This is a genomic window from Pseudoalteromonas sp. MEBiC 03485 (assembly GCF_004195145.1).
In the GTDB taxonomy this organism is placed as follows: domain Bacteria; phylum Pseudomonadota; class Gammaproteobacteria; order Enterobacterales; family Alteromonadaceae; genus Pseudoalteromonas; species Pseudoalteromonas apostichopi.
On the sequence record NZ_SGBT01000001.1, the window covers coordinates 2782128 to 2802299 of the forward strand.

Sequence of the window (20172 nt, forward strand, 5' to 3'; positions counted from 1 at the left end):
TTACGTTAACGTAAGTTGTTATTCAACTAATCATAGACGAATAGGTGATAAATGGCTAAAAACGCATGGAAAGTTAACTATACAACGAAATAAATTCTTTATTGTCATATAGTTAACCAAAAATCGGTGGGTGATAATGCAGAGATTTTAAATAAAGTTGCTATCAACTTGCATTGGTACAACTGTAAGTAAAGCACGTTGACCTAAGGCTACATCAGCATTTGGGAAGATAATAGCTTCGCCGTCCACTTCCGCTTCATATCTGGTCTGACCATCAGTTGCTAATAAATCCCCCTTTGCAAAACCGGTGAAATTTTCGACATCATCAGCAAATGGGAAACTAAAATCTTCGCAAGTACGGTTTATTGTTCTATAAACTGAAAACAACTCAAAATCCTCTGCATTAAATTCTTTGTAATTAACAGTTTCCTGACTAATTAATGCAATTAATGTTTGTTTGGTTTTCTCAAATCGTGACATATCATTTTCGCCAAATGGCTTTACTTGACCAAGCTCTACGGTAAATGAATCAGCACCATGTACAAACGATGAGTAGTAGCTAAAAGTTGTTGCCGCTGATTTCATCATTAATACAGTGTTTACACCACAGCTAAGTAAGAATTGCAGCTGTGTTTTTTTCCACGGTTTACCATGTAAGAATGGATACACAGCGAACTTTTCATTTTTAGAACCTCGAATTGCAGTATGTAGGTCATAATGAAAACGTTCACTACCTTGGTTACCTCTTGCAAAGAAATCAGAAACTACATCTTCAAGTAGCTTTGCACGAACTCGCTCAGGATTTGAATCAACCCCCTCAACAGTGTGATGACCATTAAATAAACGATTTAAGTTTTCATCAACAAAGCGTTTACCGATATTTATCGATTTTGGATTACCAAAAATAAACAATACACGCTGTTTAAGTACAAGTTCTTGTGTAATGATTGCCTTGATTAATTGGTCACAGATTTCAATTGGTGCTGTTTCGTTACCGTGCACCGCACTCGAAAGTACAATATCTTTGTTTGTTTGCTCTTTTGGTTGAAACTCTATGATGCCAGTATCGTGAACTGTGACATCAGTGCCGTTTTCAAGCTTAAAAGCACAAGAATCTAGTGAAAATTCATTGTTTCGGGTTAGTGTTAAAAAGTCGCCAGTACTTTTTAATTTTTGGAGATATGAAGGAGTTGAATAGCTCATAGTTCTATCCTAAAAATACGTGAGAGTAGAATACAAAAACGGCTGAGAATCTCAGCCGTTTTAAAGGGTAAAAAAGAATTTAGCTAATTACTGAATCAACCAGCTTTTTCGCTTCTTTTTCTAATAATGCTAGATGCTCTTCACCTTTGAATGATTCAAGGTAAATTTTATAAATGTCTTCAGTGCCCGATGGACGAGCAGCGAACCAACCGTTTTCGGTAACAACCTTCAAACCACCAATAGCCGCATTATTACCCGGTGCATGGGTTAGCTTCTGTGTAATTGCATCGCCTGCTAAGGTGTTTGCTTTTACATCGTCTGCTGATAACGCTTTTAAACGTGATTTTTGCTGCGCATCAGCGGGAGCATCAATACGCTTGTAAATAGGTGCACCGAACTCTTGTTCAAGCTCTTTATAAAGCTGTGACGGTGTTTTAGCCGTTACCGCTAAAATCTCAGCAGCTAGTAAGCCTAAAATAAAGCCATCTTTATCAGTGTTCCACACGGTACCATCGAAGCGTAAGAATGACGCCCCTGCACTTTCTTCACCACCAAAAGCAAGGGTACCTTTGCTTAGGCCTTCTACAAACCATTTAAAGCCTACCGGTACTTCTTTTACTTCACGGTTATTACGTGCAACTACTTTATCAATCATGCCGCTTGATACCAGTGTTTTACCAATTGCGACATCTTTTGACCATTCGCGGTTGTTTAATAAGTAGTCAATCGCAACAGCTAAAAAGTGATTTGGATTCATTAAACCGTCAGGCGTAACAATACCATGGCGGTCATAATCAGGGTCGTTACCAATACCGATATCATAATCATCTTTTAATGCAATAAGGTTTGTCATTGCATAAGGAGATGAACAATCCATACGGATTTTGCCGTCTTTATCTAAAGGCATGAATGAGAACGTAGGGTCAACAGACTCATTTACGACCGTTAAGTCTAAATTATATTTTTCTGCAATGACTGGCCAAAAGTTGATACCTGAACCACCTAGTGGGTCAACACCAATTTTGATTTTTGCATCGCTAATTGCTTTTAGATTAACGATATTAACTAAGTCATCTACGTATGGTGTAATTAAATCTTGGTACTTAATAAAGCCCGAGCGTGATGCTTTAGCATACGGAAATAACTCTACTTCAACTAAGTCTTCTAAAAGTAATTGATTTGCTCTGTCTTCAATCCACTTAGTAACATCGGTATCTGCAGGGCCACCATTTGGCGGGTTATATTTGAAACCACCGTCTTCTGGCGGGTTATGTGAAGGTGTTACAACAATCCCATCTGCTAATTCATTTGGGTTTTCTTTATTATGACAAACAACAGCATGACTGATTACAGGAGTTGGTGTGTAATCATCATTTTCTTGTGCGATGACTTGTACTTCGTTTGCAACAAGTACTTCAATTGCAGAGTTAAAAGCAGCTTCACTCAATGCATGGGTATCTTTACCAAGGAATAGTGGGCCAAAAATGTTATTTTCTTTACGGTAATCACAAATTGCTTGTGTGATCGCTAAAATATGCGATTCATTAAATTTTACATCGAACGAACAACCACGATGGCCAGAAGTACCAAAAGCAACACAGTGCTCTGGGTTTTGTTCCAGATCAGGTTCATTTAAGTAATAAGCCGAGATCAGTTTTGGTACATTCACTAAGCTTGATTGCGGTGCAGGTTTACCTGCATCAGGATGAATCGCCATATTATTTCCTTATGGATTATAAGTAATCACGAATTTTTTCTGCTTCATCCGCGCTATAGCCTAAGCACAGTGCCACTTCGTGAAGCATCATTTTTTTTCTGGTTGTATTTGAATTTGTCATCACCCAATACTCAGTATCAGTGATATTTTTTGGATTCATGCTGCTACCGCTTTCAAGAAGTGCTTCTTTGCTTGTAGCAAAATAAACACGGTCACGGCCTTTAATTTCAAGTACGTTAGCAAAATCTTTCTTATGCGTTCTGTATAAAGCAGCAAGTATAAATAAGAATCGACCAACAACACCTTTTTGCATTGCTAGCTCTTCTTTGTTTAATACATTAAACACATTACCTTTCACTTGTGTCGATGCTGTGACAGTTTCAGCAGCCTCGTCAACATTTTCGTCGCTTGGTTCGAGACTTGATTCTTGTTTTGCTTCTTCTTTTACTTCAACAACTGGAGGTTCTTGTTCAGTTTTAGTAGTTGTTTCAACTGGGGCATTGGCGCCATCAGAGAGGTTTAATAAACGACGTAAAATGGTTGATGCACTTTCACCAATACTTTGCGTGTTGCTTGCAATGTATTGATATAACTCGTCGTCTATGTCGATTTTTTTCATGTTATTCCTGTCTTTACGGGTCACATTTTAAAAGTTCTCAATGATTATACCTAAGCTCGCAGCAATTCTCTATGTTTTGCATTTTGTAATTTCACTAGGCAAAATACTGCCATTAAAATTAGGAGTTGAAAATGCTATTAAACTACCAACAATTGGGTCAAGGTTCAGACGTTGTATTGATCCATGGTTTGTTTGGCTCGCTTGAAAACCTCAATGTAATTGCAAAAGCCTTAGCTGAAAATTACCGGGTTACCAATATTGATTTACGTAACCACGGTAGATCTTTTCACAGTGATACAATGAATTATCACGCAATGGCTAATGATGTTAGTGAATTACTAAAACATTTAAATATAAGTAAGGCTCACATCATTGGGCATTCAATGGGTGGTAAAGTTGCCATGCAATTAGCACTTAATCATCCGTCGCTCATCGATAAACTTGTGGTGTTAGACATTTCTCCTGTTGCCAATGCCCCCCGTCATAGCGCTATTTTTTCAGGCCTCAATGAGGTGGCAGAGTCAAATGTAGCTGATAGAAAAGCCGCTGATGAGATTCTTGCAAAACACATTGATGAGATGGGTGTCCGTCAGTTTTTATTGAAAAGTTTTGCTAAGAATGACGAAGGCAAATACCAATGGCGCTTTAATTTAGCGGTTTTATATCAGCAGTATGAAAATATTTTAGCGCGAGTTGGTGAAAATGATTCTTGTTTATGTGATACTTTGTTCATCAAAGGTAATGATTCAGATTACATTTTAGCTGAGCATCGACCCGCAATTATGGCTTTATTTCCTAATGCTAAAGCAAAAATTATTCATGGTGCAGGTCATTGGCTACATGCGCAAAAACCACTTGCCGTTAATAAAGCAATCAGCGATTTTTTAGCACAATAATTGCGCTGATAAAATTCGCTGTTTTTGATCGTGCGCACTAAATTATTACAAATTTTTGTGCTATAGTACGCGCCGTTTAATTTAAAGGTTTATACGTTGATGGTCAGTCAGTTAATTAACGAATTTGATACCTTAGGGTTGTATTTTGGCTTAGCTGGTATTTTCTTTTTTATTGGAATGGCAATTCAAGATGTCCTTAAAAAAGGTGATGTACCACGATTTGGCCGATACATCGTTTGGTTAGTGCTATTTTTAGGCTGTTCTGGGTTTATAGCGAAAGGGCTTATTCAAGTCTTCTGGCAAGGCGCAGGTGTGGGCTAGACATGGCAAAGTCAGAAACAGATAGAACAACACCCGATTTATTTGAATACGAAAAACGTCCAGGTAGACCTAAAACGAATCCCCTACCTCGTGACATGCAATTAAAAGTAAATAAACGTAATCAAATAAAGCGAGATAAAGCACGTGGTTTAAAGCGTGTAGAATTTAAGGTTTCATCACAGTTATATCAAGCATTAAGCGATATGGCAGATGCGCAGAATATTAGCCGTAGCGCGTTGATTGAAACAATTTTACAAGAAAGATTGGCTATTGATAGATAGAAGGTTTTAAATCCATGTCAAGCGTAGGTATTTTTTTCGGAAGTGACACAGGCAATACTGAACATGTAGCTAAAATGATTCAAAAGGAATTAGGTAAAAAGCTAGTTGCAGTTCATGACATTGCAAAAAGTTCAAAAGAAGAGATTGCTGAATTCGATTTATTGTTATTCGGTATTCCAACTTGGTACTACGGTGAAGCTCAATGTGACTGGGATGACTTCTTCCCTGAATTAGAAGAAGTTGACTTTGAAGGTAAACTAGTGGCTATCTTCGGCTGCGGTGACCAAGAAGACTATGCTGAATACTTCTTAGATGCAATGGGTATGATCAACGATATCGTAACTGAGCGTGGTGCAATCGTTGTTGGTCATTGGTCTACAGAAGGTTATGACTTTGAAGCATCAAAAGCTCTTATAGATGACAGCAATTTTGTTGGCTTAGGTATTGATGAAGACCGTCAACCAGAACTTACAGAAAAGCGTGTTAAAGACTGGTGTGCTCAGGTTTATGAAGAAATGTGTTTAGCAGAACTTGCTGATTAATAACAAGTACTACTCGCATTTACTAGCTGATGTAAAGATGCACAACCAGTTCATTTTTGTTCAAAAAAACAGCAACAAGACGAATTGTTCTTTGCACTTAGTAACTAGGCACGTTATTCTAACAGTTGCTAATGTGTCGTGTGCATCTTAATGATGCCTAGTATAACTAAATAAAATTGAGACAGATTGAATGACTGATCACAACTTGGAATTAAAAAAAGCAGGGTTAAAAGTAACACTGCCTCGTATTAAAATTTTAGAGATTTTACAATCTCCAGACAACCAACACATCAGCGCTGAAGATGTCTATAAAATTCTTTTAGACAAAGGCGAAGAGATTGGTCTTGCAACTGTCTACCGTGTTCTAAATCAATTTGATGATGCAGGTATTGTATCTCGCCACCACTTCGAAGGCGGAAAATCAGTATTTGAATTATCGGGTAGCACTCACCATGATCATTTAGTTTGCCTTAAATGTGGTAAGGTTGTTGAGTTTGAAGACGACACTATCGAACGTCGTCAAGAAGAGATCGCCAAAGAGAATGGCATCAAACTAACAAACCACTCTCTTTACCTATACGGTGAATGTGAAGACACTGCTGCGTGTAAAGAATTCGCTGAATCAAATAGCTAATTGAGTATTAAATTCAGACATAAAAAAACCTGCTTAAAAGCAGGTTTTTTTTATGTCTGAATAGCAACTCGTTTAATTAAGTAATCTATTTTGAGGCAATAAAAACATCGTTGATAAAAGGCAAAAAATCATTATTTAGTTGCTCTAAATGAGAAATTTTAACGCAGTTAGCGATAGATTTAACCCTTAAAATGACCAAGTATTATTACGAGTAGTATTAGAAATCAATTAGATGATATCTAATAGCTCAACGTCAAAGATTAGCGTTGAGAAAGGAGCGATTGCTGCACCAGCGCCGCGCTCACCGTAAGCAAGTTCGTGTGGTACGTATAAACGCCACTTAGAACCAGTACCCATCATTTGTACCGCTTCAGTCCAACCTTTGATTACACCGCCCACAGGGAACTCAGCTGGTTGACCACGCTCATATGAGCTATCAAATACTGTACCATTGATTAGTGTACCGTGGTAATGTGCACGGATAGTTGAATCTGCAGTTGGCTTTTCACCGTCGCCTGCAGTAAGTACTTCATATTGAAGACCTGACTCAGTTACTGTTACTTCAGGACGTTTTGCATTTTCTTCTAAGAATGCAATACCTTCAGCTGCAAGAACTTTAGCTTCTTCTTCACGACGAGCTTGGATCTCAGCGTTGATTTTCTCAAATGCTGCTTGAATTGCTGGGATTTCAACTTGGAAATCGTTACCAGTGTATGCGTCTTTCATACCTTCAAATACAGAGTTTAAGTTTAAACCTTCAAATGGATTCGCCTTTAATTGCTCACCCATTTGTAAACCAATACCGTAACTTGCTTTTTCAGCGTCTGTTGTAAAATTATCTGACATGTTTTAATTCACGTTTATTTAGTTAAAAGACGTGGTCATACTAACATAAAAAAACAACGAATATCGCCTAGTTTTACTGCGTTTGCTCAGTGTTTGCACTAATTCGCAGCTTTATTTTATCAATAACGAAAGTCGCAACTGGTAAAGTGGCGATCATCGATGCAATAAAAAAGCCACTCATTAAGCCCTCTTTGCCTAACATGATTAAAGGCACAACAATAAGCCCTATCGAAGAAATTACAAAGGCTGCGATAGTAGGCCAGTGTTTGTCGTATTTACCAATGAGATGGCCAACTAATACATTAAAGCCGATTCCATAAGCTATTGAAGATAATAATCCGTAATCAGGTTGTGCATCATGGGCCATGGCAACGAGTACGTTGATTCCGCTGTGATAAAAATAAGAAAAGATACACCAAAGTAAAACGTGTTTTACAAAACGTATTGGTGTAAAAGAAGACTCGCTTGTTGACATTACTTATCTCCAGATAGCAAAAAACCGCCCTGTAGGCGGTTTTTCTAAATAATGGTGGAGAGATAGGGATTTGAACCCTAGAGGGGCTACAAACCCCTGCCGGTTTTCAAGACCGGTGCATTCGACCACTCTGCCATCTCTCCGTACGGCGCGCATAATAGTGTTTACTGCGTACGTTGTAAAGCCTTAATTGTAAAAAACTTTAAAAAACTAAAATCTATAACTATCAATAATACTGCTTCGGGCGTTTTGCAATTAAAGAACACACCAGACAAACAATAAGGCTGACAAGTGCAAAGCCAGAGCCTTGAACAATCACATCAATTTTATTGAGGTTATAACTAGGTATGATGACTAACACGAATGCCGGTAAACAAGTGAGCGTTAAAACATAACAACATATTTTAAAGGCGCGACCAAAATCGAAACGTTTAGTGCTTTGCATCCACCATGTAAGGAAGAGTAATACAACTACTGCAGACAAGCCTAGATAATGAGGTTGATTAGTCGCCATAGCAACAAAGAAAGTGACTACAGCACCAATTATGCCCCAAATTGACCAAGCGAACCAATTTTCTTTTTCACGTAAAAATAAGTTTCCCATTGTTCTCGTCTTCTTTATCGTTATTTTTTTAAGACCATCCATACGTTAACAAAAAATAACCGATTAAAAAACACACTGAAGAAGAATTATTTCGTTTTTTGCATCCGTGCGCTTCTTACAGCTAAGCTAAATCTGAAAAAACTAACATAAGTAAGCTTAATAGTGTCTGACTGCTTAACTGTATAAAAGTTCCTACTATTTATAAATTCTCAAAAAACGTCTCTGGCTTGTGTCTAATTGGCTTTTTGATATCTACTTCTGGCGTGCCCAAATATAGGTAACCAACAATTTCATCTTCTTCTTTACAGCCAAGTGCTGCTTTCACTGCTGGACTCTGTGCAAAATAGCCTGTGCGCCAAATACCTCCTAAACCTTGTGCAAACGCAGCTTGTTGCATTGCAAGAACACTACATCCTGCACTTTGCACTTGCTCAATCCGAGGCACTTTTGGGTTTTCTGCTACATCTGCAATAGCAATTATCATCATAGGTGAACGCAGCGGTAATTCTTTTGCTCGATCAATCGTTCTTTGATCCTGTTTTTCAGCAACAGCAGCTTGGTGATAGATTTCACCCAATTTATTCCGAGCATCCCCCTCTACAACAATAAACCGCCAAGGAGCAATACAGCCATGATCTGGTACTTTGATAGCTGCGCGCTTAATAATTTCAAGTTGTTCTGCCGTAGGCCCTGGTGCTACAAGGCGAGGGTCTGATTGTCGAGTTTGTAATAGCGTTAAAGCGTCCATGAATGTTCCGTAAAAGCTTAAGACAAGGCCCCTATCAAGTAGAGGCAATATAACTCTAGCTTATCATTTATCTTTATTAGCAATAAAGCTATTCGGTACTTTTCTAGTTAACCAATAATCTAAACTAACGTAACGACCGCCACCTACAAAAAATAAGCTTAACAGCATAACAAAGTAAATTGCGGAAAATTCAATCCCATTATTTAAGATCACAGGTTTACCTTTTTCATAAAGGTATTCTGTATAACCATGAGTCTCTAGCAACTCGCGCATTTTAGTCAATCTCTCACTTGCTTCATCTGAATTAACCAAACTGGCTTCACTACCTGGTATTGAAAGCCAATTGAGAACTCTTGCTGGGCTAGTGCTTGCATCTGTGGGGGTTACAGCAAACCAGCCATTACTAGCGTGTACTGTAGTCGCTGCAACAACCATAGTGATCATCAAAGGAATTGCGGTTAAGCGGGTAAATAAACCTAATAAAAGAAATATCCCCCCTAAAAATTCTGTCCATGCCGCTAAAAATGCTAGTACGGAGGGCATTGGCAGGCCTAAGCCCCATTCGTTATTGCCAAACCATGCAACAATATCATTGGATGCTAAAAAGTATTGGTGGAAGTGAGTGACATCACCACTTAAGGCAAGTTTATTAAAACCTGCAATTATCATCACTGGAGCTAAAATTAAGCGAATTAAAAGGCTGGGTAGTCCATCTAAAAACTGAAAGTTGTTTAAGATGCGGTTGTATAAAGGTCGAAGGTGTGTGTTCAACATAGCGGTCTCGTGACTAATTTTATTAATCACACAGACCGCGAGTTTTCTAGTTTACTTTCAATTATATTTTACGAGCAACTTGTAATGCTTCAAAAATTGCACGTTTTGCATCAATGGCTGCAGCAAGCTTGGCTCCTCCAATTACGTGTACTTTGGCGTTTTCAGTTTCTTTTTCAAAAGTTTCAGTATTTGAAACCTGACCAATACAAGCAATCACGGTATCTACATCTAAGATTTGTTCTTCACCTTTAACAGTAATTTTTAAACCTTTTTCATCAAAGCTTATGTACTGACACTCAGCAATTTGTTTTACATCGTGCTGTTTAGCAACTTGACGATGGATCCAACCTGTCGTTTTACCAAGCTCACTACCAAAACGCCCTGCACTGCGCTTAAGCATGTATATTTGGCGGTTGTCTTTATCAGGTGCAGCTTCACATTCAATGCCCCATTGAGTTTTGAATTGCTCTATAGTTTGCCCTTTATGCTCACTTAAAAAGGCAACCATATCAAAGCCTATACCTCCGGCACCAAGAATAGCAATTTTCTCACCAAGTTCGACTTCACCACGAATAACTTTATCATAAGCAAATACGCGTTTCCCATCTCCACATTCGATTTTGGCTTCACGCGGACGTACGCCCGTTGCAAACACCACATCATCGTATTGATTAAGCATATCATCAGTAAAGTCAGTACCAAGCTGCAAATCTACATTCAACCGCTTTAATTCATTAGTGAAATAATTGAGTGTATGGTTAAAGTCTTCTTTACCTGGCACTTGCATTGCTAAGTTAAACTGACCACCCATTTGCTCTTTACGTTCAATTAAGGTCACCTTGTGACCTTTCTCTGCTAGGTAACAACTTGCAGCAAGGCCGGCGGGGCCTGCACCAACAACCAGGACTAATCGTGAAAATTTTGTTTTTTCTAAACTGTAATCTAATTCAAAAGCCGCTTGTGGATTAACCAAACAAGTTGCACGTTTGTTTTTAAACACATGGTCTAAACAGCCCTGATTACAACCGATACAAATATTGATTTGCTCAGCTTTATTATTAACGTACTTATTGAAAAAATCAGGGTCCGCTAATAAAGGACGTGCCATCGAAATTAAATCTGACTCACCCGCCGCTAAAATACCATTAGCAATTTCTGGTGTATTAATGCGGTTAACCGCGATAACAGGCACTGATACCGTATCTTTTAAGCGTTTTGATGCTTCTTTAAATGCCCCCGGTGGTACCATACTTGCGATGGTTGGTACACGGGCTTCATGCCAACCTATACCGGTATTAAAAATATCGACACCTGCTTGTTCAAGAGCTAAAGCCTGTTGTTTTACTTCATCAGGCGTTGATCCATTAGGAATTAAATCCATCACTGACAAGCGAAATACTATAATGAATTTTTGACTCACTTTAGCGCGCACCGCTTTAACTATATCCAAAGCTAAGCGCATTCGATTTTCTAAACTACCACCATACTTGTCTGTTCTTTTATTGGTGTGGTTAGCCATAAACTCATTAATTAAATAACCTTCAGAACCCATGATTTCAACACCATCATAGCCTGCTTTTTCAGCTAGTTTTGCTGAGTGTGCAAAGTCTTTTATGGTCTTTTTAATTGACCCTAACGACATCTCTTTAGGTTTATAAGGATTAATAGGAGCTTGAATTGCACTTGGCGCTTGATTAAATGGATGATATGCGTAGCGACCTGCATGCAATAATTGTAAGCAAATTTTACCGCCATGTTGATGTACGGCTTCTGTATAAGCTTTGTGTTTAATCACATCATAAAATGAATTAAATGTTGATGCGAATGGTGAGAGCTTACCGCGTAAATTAGGGCTATAGCCCCCTGTAATTATCAAACCCGTGCCACCTTTGGCACGTGCTTCGTAAAATGCACGTAAGCGTTTACGGTTATGCCAGCCTTCTTCTAAGCCAGTGTGCATTGAGCCCATAACCAAACGATTACGAAGTTCGGTATGCGGTAATTGTAATTTTTGTTCTAACATTGTGTGCCCCGTTAACTGGTCGAACCTCTATTAGAAATAGATTCTGCGGCAATAACTTAGAATAATCAACTTTTCGCTATTAATTAATCTGTAGCAAATTGTGGTTTTAAACACTCTGTTACTATTTAACAGTTAATTTTAAAGTTATTCTAAGCTAAGATAAGTTCACTACTAAGCTGTACTGAATTAAGGATTTATTTTGCTAGCAAAGATATTTAAAGGCATTTGGACCGGGATTAATTTTTCCCGCCGTTTGGTCCTAAACATATTATTTTTATTACTAGTAATTCTCTTCTTTGTAGCCATCACTGGTGAAGAAGACCAAGTAAAGGTAGCAGATGGAACCGTGCTACGCCTAAACTTAAACGGCCCAATTGTTGAAGAAAAAACCTATGTTGATCCTGTAGAAGCAGCTATCAACGATGCAACAATGGGCAAAGAAGCACCATCAGAGATCCTTCTTGATGATGTTGTTGAAGTGATCAACGAAGCGACCAAAGATGATCGCATCACTGTAATGCTACTTGACCTGCAAAAAATGCCTAGCGCGCACATCAATAAGCTAAAACAGATAACCAAAGCAATTGATGCATTTAAAGCTGCTGGAAAACAAGTTATTGCTACAGGTTACTACTACACACAAGCACAATATTATATTGCTGCCCATGCTAATGAAGTATCAATGCACCCATATGGCGGTGTTAGCATTGAAGGTTACGGCATGTTCCCGCTTTACTTCAAAGATGCCCTTGAGAAATTAAAAGTAACTCAACATATTTTCCGTGTTGGTACTTATAAATCAGCTGTAGAACCGTTTATTCGTAATGACATGTCAGATGCAGCAAAAGAAGCTAACCGTGTCTGGTTAACAGCTCTTTGGAACGAGTATAAAACTGATGTTGCAGCGAGTCGTCCATTCGATGAAAGCAATTTTGATGAGGATATGGAAGTATATCTAACAAAAATGCAAGCAGTTGACGGTAACTCAGGTCAGTATGCGTTAAATAATCAATGGGTTGATTCTTTAAAAACAACACAACAAATTCGCCAGCAACTTATTGAGTTAGTGGGTGCAGAAGAAACGGGTAAAACTTTTAAACAGGTTAGCTTTCGTGAGTATTTATCACTTGTAAAACCACCCGTTGAGTTCGATAACCCAATCACTGAAAAAGTTGCCGTTGTTGTTGCTAAAGGAACGATTGTAGATGGCGAGCGCAAAGCCGGTGAAATTGGCGGTGATTCGACAGCTGCCCTACTTCGTAAAGCACGCCTAGATGACAAAGTAAAAGCTGTTGTACTTCGTATTGACTCAGGTGGTGGTAGCATGTTCGCCTCTGAAGTGATCCGCGCTGAAGTATTAGCTCTAAAAGCAGCAGGTAAACCAGTAATTGCATCAATGAGCTCAGTGGCAGCATCAGGTGGGTACTGGATTGCATCAGCTGCCAATGAAATTTGGGCTGCTCCTAGCACAATCACAGGTTCAATCGGTGTATTCGGTACTTTCATGACTTTTGAAAACACCATGGCTGAATTGGGTATTTATTCAGACGGCGTTGCAACAACGGACCTTGCTGGTTTTTCTATAGCTCGCCCTCTTGATGAGAAAATGTCAGATATCATTCAAATGAGCGTTGAAAATGCATACAAACGCTTTTTAAATGTGGTGGCTGAAGCACGTAACATGACCCCTGAACAAGTTGATAAAATTGCCCAAGGCCGTGTATGGATTGCAACTCAAGCAAAAGACCTTGGTTTAGTTGATAAGTTAGGTGATAAACAAGATGCAATTAAAGCAGCAGCCGAGCTTGCTAAGCTTAAGCATTATGATGTTAAAACCATCAAACAGTCATTAACACCTCAAGAGCAGATGCTACAAGATATCTTAGGCACAGCGGCTATTCAGAGTTTCTTTGCTAAATCTGATTCATCTACATCAGTATTGGCTACGCAAGCTAACTTACAAAGCCTAATAAATCAGTTAAGTAGTGAAATTGATAACCTAAAAGATTATAACGATCCTCAAGGCGTTTACGCTCGTTGTTTAGTATGTAACGTAATTCAATAAGTTACTTAGCAAAGCAATTTTAGGTATACTAAGCCCAGTTGTTTAACTGGGCTTTTTTTATGAAACGTAAACGTATATATATCGCCTATACAGGTGGTACTATTGGTATGAAAAAATCGAGCCGAGGCTATGTTCCGGCAGAAGGTTTTTTAACAGAAACAGTGGTCAATAATGCAGAGTTTAATCGTGATGAAATGCCTTTGTTTGATATTCACGAATATTGCCCGCTTATTGATTCTTCTGATATGTCCCCTGCCCACTGGCAATTAATCGCTGACGATATCAAAAGTAAATACCAAGACTATGATGGTTTTGTAGTGCTACATGGTACCGATACCATGGCATATACTGCTTCGGCCCTGTCTTTTATGTTCGAAAACTTAACGAAACCTGTAATTGTGACTGGCTCGCAAATACCGCTCTCTCAACTGCGTTCTGATGGCCAAGTGAACTTACTAAATGCGATGTACTTAGCAGCTAATTATCCTATTGCAGAAGTAAGCCTATTTTTCAATAACCAATTGTTTCGTGGTAACCGTGCTACAAAAGCGCATGCCGATGGCTTTGATGCATTTGCTTCACCTAATCTTGAACCACTAGCACTTTCAGGAATCAATATTCAACTGATCAAAGGTCAACTTAGCCCATACGTAGATAATGAACTACAGGTATCAAATATCACACCTCAGCCAATTGGTGTGCTTTATCTATATCCCGGGATCAGTCCAAAAGTCGTGAAAAGTTTAGTTAATGACGACATTAAAGCACTTGTTTTATTAAGTTTTGGTGTGGGTAATGCCCCACAAGATCCAGCGTTTTTAGATATACTTAATGACGCAAGTAAACGCGGCATGGTAATAGTTAATTTAACACAGTGTTTAAAAGGCCAAGTAAATATGGGCGGTTATGCAACAGGTAATGCATTATTAAATTGTGGTGTCATCAGTGGCTACGATATGACATTAGAAGCCTGTTTGACTAAATTACATTACTTATTCAGCCAAAAGCTCGAGGTTGAAACTATTCGTCACTTGATGCAAGACAACTTACGTGGTGAGTTAAGCCGTTAAAATAAAATCATCAAATACAAAAAAGGCACCAATTGGTGCCTTTTTTACGCTTTTTGATAATTAACGAACTTTTTCGTCAATCTCAACTAAGTCTGTTAAATGGCATATCTCACCACTATGCGTTTTAATACCATGTTCGCCAAAATAGTCACGTTGTGCTTGTACAAGGTGACCATTACTTGGTGTAGTTAACGTCGCGATGTAAGTTTGCGTTGCTGTTAACACAGGGAAAGCAAGACCCGAAGCAACTGCAGCACCTGTTACTTTTCGTAATGCTGCTGATTCACGCTGCATAGAATCGATAAACTCTACACCATCAGCTACATTATCTAAGTAATCAGCACGGATGATACAACCTGCACGCCATGTTTGTAGCGTTTTCGAAAGGTCAACTTTCCATTGATGAGCACGTGATGCACCTTTGATAAGTGCTAAGCCTTGACGATAAGCAAGTAAACTTGCCAGTGTGAATGCATCTTTTAACTCATCCAAATCTAAGTCAACTGAGTCAGTTGATTTAGCAGCGTAAGTCATTTCTTTAGCTGCATGTGTATCACAAGTATTTGTTAAGTGACGAGCTTGCACAGCTGCGACTAATGATGGTACTGCAATACCCAGTTCTAAAGCATTTTGTGCAGTCCATAGGCCTGTGCCTTTAGCGCCAACCTTATTGTCGATTAAATCAACTAGAGGTTCACCTTCAGTTGTTTCAAGGCTTAAGATATGGCTAGAGATTGACAGCAAGTAGCTATTTAAAGTTCCCTCTGACCATTCATTGAAAATATCAGCAACTTCTTTTGGTGAACGATTAGTACCTAAGCGAAGTAGTTGATACATTTCAGCGATTAATTGCATTAACGCATATTCGATACCGTTATGTACCATTTTCACAAAGTGGCCACTTGCAGATTGGCCTACTCGTGCAAAGCATGACTCACCTTTGTAGCTTGCAGCTACTTTTTCAAACCACGGCTCAACACGCTCCCAGCCGCCTTCTGAACCACTTGCCATCATAGCTGGACCATGACGTGCGCCCTCAGCACCACCAGAAATCCCCATAGTGGCAAATTCAAATTTGTTTTGATATTTAAGCTTACGGCTAATACCATCTTTATAGTTACTGTTGCCGCAATCTACGATAATGTCATCACAGTCAACACCTGCCTCTGCAAGCTCTGTACATACTTTATCAACCAATTCACCAGCAGGAACTAAAAGTAGAATTGAACGAGGTGGCTCTAAGCGTCTTACCATATCATTTAAATCTGACACAATGTGTAAACGGTCTGCTAAACCGAGTGTTTTTGCACAGCTTAGTAACTCGGCACCCGCATCTGGGTTTTTATCATAAGCTACTAAAGTCAGCCCTTTTTCAATCAGGTTGAGGGCAAGATTTTTACCCATAACGCCTAACCCTACTAATGCAACTTGCATTTAGTGTCCTCCTCGGTAACAACTATTGGTTAGTTAATCAAAATAATTACGCGCGCATTATACCCAAGCAGCCCAAAAATGCGAGCTTGAGAGCCAACTTGAGAGAAATCTAAGAAATCATGAAGCGACGTTTCGCTCAGTATATCAAAATTACTAAGGCATCGGACCAGATTTTTATAATACCCTTTAAAAAGGTATGTGTATTGACGCTACCTGACACCGGTGTCATAATAACGTCATTCATACTTTGTAAACTTTAAAATTCATACAAAGAGCCAGATTCTCATAAGTAAAAACAATCATTTTTTACTTATGAGTTCTACATTGTGCTTATGTATAAGCCTATAATTAAGGTTTATAGCACGACATTTTAATAGATAACCATCAATTCGCTTAATATATTTGAGCGCACAGGAGAATTTGATGCTAAGACGCACAAAAATTGTTGCGACCCTTGGACCGGCAACTGATCGCGATAACAACCTAGAAAAAATTATTCGTGCAGGTGCAAATGTGGTTCGTTTGAACTTCTCACATGGCGTTGCACAAGATCATAAAGACCGCGCAGAAGCGGTACGCAGCATTGCTAAGCGTTTAGGCAAACACGTTGCTATCCTTGCAGACTTACAAGGTCCTAAGATTCGTGTATCTACGTTTAAAGACGGCAAAGTAAACCTAGAAGTTGGCGCAAAATTTACCCTTGATGCAAAAATGGAAAAGGGCCAAGGCGACGTTAATGCAGTAGGTATCGACTATAAAGAGTTACCTAACGATGTTAAAACAGGCGATTTATTGTTATTAAACGACGGTTTAATTCAATTAACTGTTGATAGCGTTGATGGTGACCTAGTTCACACGACTGTTACTGTAGGTGGCGTACTTTCAAACAATAAAGGTATCAACCGTCTAGGTGGTGGTTTAACAGCCCCAGCTTTTACCGAGAAAGACAAAGAAGATTTAATCACAGCGACTGAAATTGGTGTTGATTATATTGCTGTTTCATTTCCGCGTAGTGGCGATGATATGCGTTATGTTCGATCTTTGGCAGAAGCTGCAGGCTCAAACGCACAACTACTTGCAAAAATCGAGCGTGCAGAAGCGGTTGAAACCGTTGAAGCAATCGACGATATCGTACTTGCTTCAGACGCAGTTATGGTTGCTCGTGGTGATTTAGGTGTAGAAATTGGTGATGCAGCCCTTGTTGGTAAACAAAAGCTAATTATTAGCCGTGCGCGTTCACTAAACCGTACTGTGGTTACAGCAACTCAAATGATGGAATCAATGATCGATAACCCAATGCCAACACGTGCTGAGGTTATGGATGTTGCAAACGCAGTTTTAGATGGCACTGATGCAGTTATGTTATCTGCAGAAACAGCGGCTGGTGACTACCCTGAAGAAACAGTAGCTACAATGGCTCGTGTTTGTTTAGGCGCAGAATCACAAAAAGAAACTCACGTTTCTAAGCACCGTTTAGACAGCCGTTTTTCATCAAATGCTGAATCAATTGCGTTATCTGCTATGTATGCAGCTAACCACCTAGATTCTGTAAAAGCGATTGTGACACTAACTGAATCAGGTAGCACAGCTAAACTAATGTCGCGTATTAGCTCTGGTTTACCAATTTATTCACTATCACGTCATGCTAACACACTTGGTCAGACAGCGCTTTACCGTGGTGTTTACCCTGTATTCTTCGATTCAACAAAATGTGAAGATGACAGTATGGTTCGTGACGCACTAAATACGCTTGTTGAGCAAGGTGCTCTTGTAGCAGGTGATACTGTGATTTTAACTCACGGTGATGCGATGGAAACAATTGGTGCTACCAACACAATGAAGATTGTAACAGTTTAAACTTTTTAATGTTCATTAAAAAAGGCGCAATAGATTGCGCCTTTTTTGTTTGTATTTAATTAGTTAACTAGCAAGTGCTGCTTTAACTTTGTCGCGGTAGCTGCGGCTTACTTTTAATTCTTGACCGTTATCTAACACTAAAAGGTATTCTCCACTTACTTGAGTAACAAGCTTGCTAATTTGCTTTGTATTCACTATTGCACTGCGATGAACACGGACAAATAATTGCGGATCAAGCTCTTGTTCAAGCTCTTTCATTGTTTTGCGCAGTATGTGAGTTTGTCCATCTTGGCAATGTAAGCACATATAATCGCCTGCTGCATCAACCCATTGAATTGTAATTACTGGCACACGGACAATTTCGCCCTGCTCTTTTACAGCTAATGATTCTGGATAACGACGATCAGCAAGGCTATCGCCCGTTGCTAACTTCTTTAGAATTTCTTCGCAATTATTGCCTGTAATACCTGCAACGAAGCTCGCTAGTTTTTTCTTATGGGCGTTATCTTGTTGCGTTTTTAAATAGGTATGCACTTTTTCTACCGCCTGTTTTAGTCTGTTGTCATCGACTGGTTTAAGAATATAATCCAACGCATGAATCTCGAATGCTTTTACTGCAAACTGGTCAAAAGCTGTTACAAACACAATAGCTGGTAATGGATTTACGCTCTCGCTAAGTGCTCTTGCTACTTCAAAACCGTTCATATTTGGCATTTGAATATCTAAGAAAACCAATTGAATGTTGCCTGATAAGCATTCTTCAATTGCTTCCTGACCATTGCTACATAAACGAATGACTTCTAAATCGTCAAACTCAGAAAGTCGAACAGCTAGGCCTTTTCTTGCTAACGGTTCATCATCAACGATCAAAGTTCTAATTTTGCTCATTTCTTAACAGCCTTTTCAAACGGAACGCGCAGATTAACTTTTAACCCACTTGGCGTATTGTCAGAGAGAACAAACGAGTAGTTGTTCTCATAAAGTGTTTTTAAGCGGTCCTGTGTATTTGCTATGCCAACGCCATGTGAATTAACTAGTTGACCATTTTTTAGCTCAGTGCCAGGACCATTATCGCCTACTTCCAATAATAGTTCATTTGCAAAAACTTGTGCTTTAATATCAATCACACCGCCTTCATTTAATTGCGCTATCGCATACTTAATCGAGTTTTCGATTATAGGCTGAAGGATTAAGCTTGGTACCAAGGCTTCTTTTGCTTGCTCGCTTACATCAACATTTACTTGTAAGCGCTCATCGAAGCGAACTTTTTCGATTTCAAGGTACAGCATCAATGCATGAATTTCTTGTTCTAACGGCACCTTTTTAATGGGGTCGGTATTAAGTGTATAACGTAAGAAATCACTCAATTTAGACACCATTAAATTCGCATCTTTATTCTCTTTTACCAAAATCAACGTGGAGATTGCATTTAAGGTATTAAATAAAAAATGTGGGTTAAGTTGATAACGCAGCATTTTAAGCTGTGCTTCATGAGCCATAGTGGTTGCTTTTAAAGCTTTTTGACGCTCACTTTGCAATAGCTGATAATACTTAATCCCAAAATACAAACCACTCCAACAAAGAATGATATAAACCGAATCTAAACCTTGCTGAAAGTAATAAAACCACTCATTTGGGCGGTAACCGTGACGGTAGATTTCCCATAAATTGAATTTTTGTACTACAGCCCAAAGTGTCCCAGTAACATATGAAGCACCAAAAACCACGAGCATCAATACCCAAGGTGAAGCATTCCACACTTTACGGTACATATAACGCAATGGTACTGTCATTAAACAGCCTGCATAGGCGTTTAACACAATAACAAATACGTAAATATCACGCATTTCAAAGACTTTTGAGCCGATATAATTAACTAACGCATACCCTATCCAGCCTGCAATTTGCAAAACCCAGAAAAAGCGTTGTCGATTATCAACTAATGATTGCCAATTCAAAATATAAGATTACCTTTCATAATTATTTTTATTATACCGATAGTCACGAGAACAAAGCACTGCCGCCTATCTTAATTTTTTATAGCCTTACCGCATTATTCAGAC

General features: G+C 38.9%; 20 protein-coding genes and 1 tRNA gene. 8 read left to right on the forward strand and 13 right to left on the reverse strand.

Going from position 1 to position 20172, the window contains the following annotated elements:
* Window positions 1–147: 147 nt before the first annotated feature.
* From astE to seqA, 3 genes are all read right to left on the reverse strand, one after another.
* The gene (gene astE / locus EVU92_RS12805) at window positions 148–1203 is read right to left on the reverse strand and encodes a succinylglutamate desuccinylase (protein ID WP_130051550.1); all 1056 of its coding nucleotides are present in this window, start codon (window positions 1201–1203) and stop codon (window positions 148–150) included.
* Window positions 1204–1282: 79 nt separating this feature from the next.
* A complete protein-coding gene (pgm, locus tag EVU92_RS12810; RefSeq protein WP_130051551.1) occupies window positions 1283–2920 on the reverse strand; it encodes a phosphoglucomutase (alpha-D-glucose-1,6-bisphosphate-dependent) in 1638 nt (545 codons plus the stop codon).
* 16 nt (window positions 2921–2936) lie between these two features.
* Window positions 2937–3539, reverse strand: a complete 603-nt coding sequence (seqA, locus tag EVU92_RS12815; protein ID WP_130051552.1) for a replication initiation negative regulator SeqA — start codon at window positions 3537–3539, stop codon at window positions 2937–2939.
* A gap of 131 nt (window positions 3540–3670) precedes the next feature.
* Between seqA and EVU92_RS12820 the strand changes: the two genes are divergently transcribed.
* The 5 genes from EVU92_RS12820 (at window position 3671) to fur (ending at window position 6213) form a co-directional block, all read left to right on the forward strand.
* On the forward strand, window positions 3671–4435 hold the full coding sequence (locus EVU92_RS12820; protein WP_130051553.1) for an alpha/beta fold hydrolase: 765 nt from the start codon (window positions 3671–3673) through the stop codon (window positions 4433–4435).
* A 99-nt stretch (window positions 4436–4534) separates the two neighbouring features.
* Complete coding sequence (locus EVU92_RS12825) at window positions 4535–4756, forward strand: DUF2788 domain-containing protein (protein ID WP_036968243.1); 222 nt, start codon at window positions 4535–4537, stop codon at window positions 4754–4756.
* A gap of 2 nt (window positions 4757–4758) precedes the next feature.
* Window positions 4759–5037, forward strand: a complete 279-nt coding sequence (ybfE, locus tag EVU92_RS12830) for a LexA regulated protein (RefSeq protein ID WP_004586673.1) — start codon at window positions 4759–4761, stop codon at window positions 5035–5037.
* Window positions 5038–5051: 14 nt separating this feature from the next.
* Window positions 5052–5579, forward strand: coding sequence for a flavodoxin FldA (gene fldA / locus EVU92_RS12835; protein WP_130051554.1), 528 nt, complete (start codon window positions 5052–5054; stop codon window positions 5577–5579).
* A gap of 190 nt (window positions 5580–5769) precedes the next feature.
* Complete coding sequence (gene fur / locus EVU92_RS12840; RefSeq protein ID WP_130051555.1) at window positions 5770–6213, forward strand: ferric iron uptake transcriptional regulator; 444 nt, start codon at window positions 5770–5772, stop codon at window positions 6211–6213.
* A 228-nt stretch (window positions 6214–6441) separates the two neighbouring features.
* On the opposite strand, the gene EVU92_RS12845 is transcribed toward fur, so the two are convergent.
* The 7 genes from EVU92_RS12845 to EVU92_RS12875 form a co-directional block, all read right to left on the reverse strand.
* The gene (locus tag EVU92_RS12845; protein WP_130051556.1) at window positions 6442–7059 is read right to left on the reverse strand and encodes an FKBP-type peptidyl-prolyl cis-trans isomerase; all 618 of its coding nucleotides are present in this window, start codon (window positions 7057–7059) and stop codon (window positions 6442–6444) included.
* Between the two features lie 73 nt (window positions 7060–7132).
* Complete coding sequence (locus EVU92_RS12850; RefSeq protein WP_130051557.1) at window positions 7133–7534, reverse strand: hypothetical protein; 402 nt, start codon at window positions 7532–7534, stop codon at window positions 7133–7135.
* 52 nt (window positions 7535–7586) lie between these two features.
* Window positions 7587–7677: transfer RNA gene (locus EVU92_RS12855), tRNA-Ser, on the reverse strand.
* An 83-nt stretch (window positions 7678–7760) separates the two neighbouring features.
* Entirely contained in the window at window positions 7761–8138 is a 378-nt protein-coding gene (locus EVU92_RS12860) for a hypothetical protein (protein ID WP_130051558.1), read from the reverse strand.
* Between the two features lie 199 nt (window positions 8139–8337).
* Complete coding sequence (locus tag EVU92_RS12865) at window positions 8338–8886, reverse strand: NAD(P)H nitroreductase (RefSeq protein WP_130051559.1); 549 nt, start codon at window positions 8884–8886, stop codon at window positions 8338–8340.
* A 63-nt stretch (window positions 8887–8949) separates the two neighbouring features.
* Complete coding sequence (locus tag EVU92_RS12870; protein ID WP_130051560.1) at window positions 8950–9660, reverse strand: DoxX family protein; 711 nt, start codon at window positions 9658–9660, stop codon at window positions 8950–8952.
* Between the two features lie 61 nt (window positions 9661–9721).
* Window positions 9722–11683: an NADPH-dependent 2,4-dienoyl-CoA reductase gene (locus EVU92_RS12875; RefSeq protein ID WP_130051561.1), complete on the reverse strand. Its 1962-nt coding sequence runs from the start codon at window positions 11681–11683 to the stop codon at window positions 9722–9724.
* Between the two features lie 199 nt (window positions 11684–11882).
* On the opposite strand from EVU92_RS12875, the gene sppA reads away from it, so the two are divergent.
* Both sppA and ansA read left to right on the forward strand, forming a co-directional pair.
* Window positions 11883–13748, forward strand: coding sequence for a signal peptide peptidase SppA (gene sppA, locus EVU92_RS12880; protein WP_130051562.1), 1866 nt, complete (start codon window positions 11883–11885; stop codon window positions 13746–13748).
* 59 nt (window positions 13749–13807) lie between these two features.
* Window positions 13808–14818: an asparaginase gene (gene ansA / locus EVU92_RS12885; protein ID WP_054561413.1), complete on the forward strand. Its 1011-nt coding sequence runs from the start codon at window positions 13808–13810 to the stop codon at window positions 14816–14818.
* 60 nt (window positions 14819–14878) lie between these two features.
* Here ansA and gndA read toward each other — a convergent pair whose 3' ends face one another.
* Window positions 14879–16252, reverse strand: coding sequence for an NADP-dependent phosphogluconate dehydrogenase (gndA, locus tag EVU92_RS12890; protein ID WP_130051563.1), 1374 nt, complete (start codon window positions 16250–16252; stop codon window positions 14879–14881).
* A gap of 423 nt (window positions 16253–16675) precedes the next feature.
* On the opposite strand from gndA, the gene pyk reads away from it, so the two are divergent.
* Complete coding sequence (pyk, locus tag EVU92_RS12895; RefSeq protein ID WP_130051564.1) at window positions 16676–18109, forward strand: pyruvate kinase; 1434 nt, start codon at window positions 16676–16678, stop codon at window positions 18107–18109.
* A gap of 63 nt (window positions 18110–18172) precedes the next feature.
* On the opposite strand, the gene EVU92_RS12900 is transcribed toward pyk, so the two are convergent.
* Together EVU92_RS12900 and EVU92_RS12905 are read right to left on the reverse strand one after the other, a co-directional pair.
* The gene (locus EVU92_RS12900; RefSeq protein ID WP_130051565.1) at window positions 18173–18997 is read right to left on the reverse strand and encodes a LytTR family DNA-binding domain-containing protein; all 825 of its coding nucleotides are present in this window, start codon (window positions 18995–18997) and stop codon (window positions 18173–18175) included.
* Complete coding sequence (locus tag EVU92_RS12905) at window positions 18994–20067, reverse strand: histidine kinase (RefSeq protein ID WP_130051566.1); 1074 nt, start codon at window positions 20065–20067, stop codon at window positions 18994–18996. Before EVU92_RS12905 ends, EVU92_RS12900 begins: the two co-directional genes overlap by 4 nt.
* Window positions 20068–20172 lie beyond the last annotated feature (105 nt).

Coding starts and splice junctions, on each gene's coding strand:
- seqA (WP_130051552.1), bottom strand. CDS start 3,539: ATGAAAAAAATCGACATAGACGACGAGTTATATCAATACATTGCAAGC.
- EVU92_RS12850 (WP_130051557.1), bottom strand. CDS start 7,534: ATGTCAACAAGCGAGTCTTCTTTTACACCAATACGTTTTGTAAAACAC.
- EVU92_RS12845 (WP_130051556.1), bottom strand. CDS start 7,059: ATGTCAGATAATTTTACAACAGACGCTGAAAAAGCAAGTTACGGTATT.
- fldA (WP_130051554.1), top strand. CDS start 5,052: ATGTCAAGCGTAGGTATTTTTTTCGGAAGTGACACAGGCAATACTGAA.
- EVU92_RS12825 (WP_036968243.1), top strand. CDS start 4,535: ATGGTCAGTCAGTTAATTAACGAATTTGATACCTTAGGGTTGTATTTT.
- EVU92_RS12875 (WP_130051561.1), bottom strand. CDS start 11,683: ATGTTAGAACAAAAATTACAATTACCGCATACCGAACTTCGTAATCGT.
- ybfE (WP_004586673.1), top strand. CDS start 4,759: ATGGCAAAGTCAGAAACAGATAGAACAACACCCGATTTATTTGAATAC.
- EVU92_RS12900 (WP_130051565.1), bottom strand. CDS start 18,997: ATGAGCAAAATTAGAACTTTGATCGTTGATGATGAACCGTTAGCAAGA.
- EVU92_RS12820 (WP_130051553.1), top strand. CDS start 3,671: ATGCTATTAAACTACCAACAATTGGGTCAAGGTTCAGACGTTGTATTG.
- astE (WP_130051550.1), bottom strand. CDS start 1,203: ATGAGCTATTCAACTCCTTCATATCTCCAAAAATTAAAAAGTACTGGC.
- ansA (WP_054561413.1), top strand. CDS start 13,808: ATGAAACGTAAACGTATATATATCGCCTATACAGGTGGTACTATTGGT.
- pyk (WP_130051564.1), top strand. CDS start 16,676: ATGCTAAGACGCACAAAAATTGTTGCGACCCTTGGACCGGCAACTGAT.
- EVU92_RS12860 (WP_130051558.1), bottom strand. CDS start 8,138: ATGGGAAACTTATTTTTACGTGAAAAAGAAAATTGGTTCGCTTGGTCA.
- EVU92_RS12865 (WP_130051559.1), bottom strand. CDS start 8,886: ATGGACGCTTTAACGCTATTACAAACTCGACAATCAGACCCTCGCCTT.
- fur (WP_130051555.1), top strand. CDS start 5,770: ATGACTGATCACAACTTGGAATTAAAAAAAGCAGGGTTAAAAGTAACA.
- EVU92_RS12870 (WP_130051560.1), bottom strand. CDS start 9,660: ATGTTGAACACACACCTTCGACCTTTATACAACCGCATCTTAAACAAC.
- pgm (WP_130051551.1), bottom strand. CDS start 2,920: ATGGCGATTCATCCTGATGCAGGTAAACCTGCACCGCAATCAAGCTTA.
- gndA (WP_130051563.1), bottom strand. CDS start 16,252: ATGCAAGTTGCATTAGTAGGGTTAGGCGTTATGGGTAAAAATCTTGCC.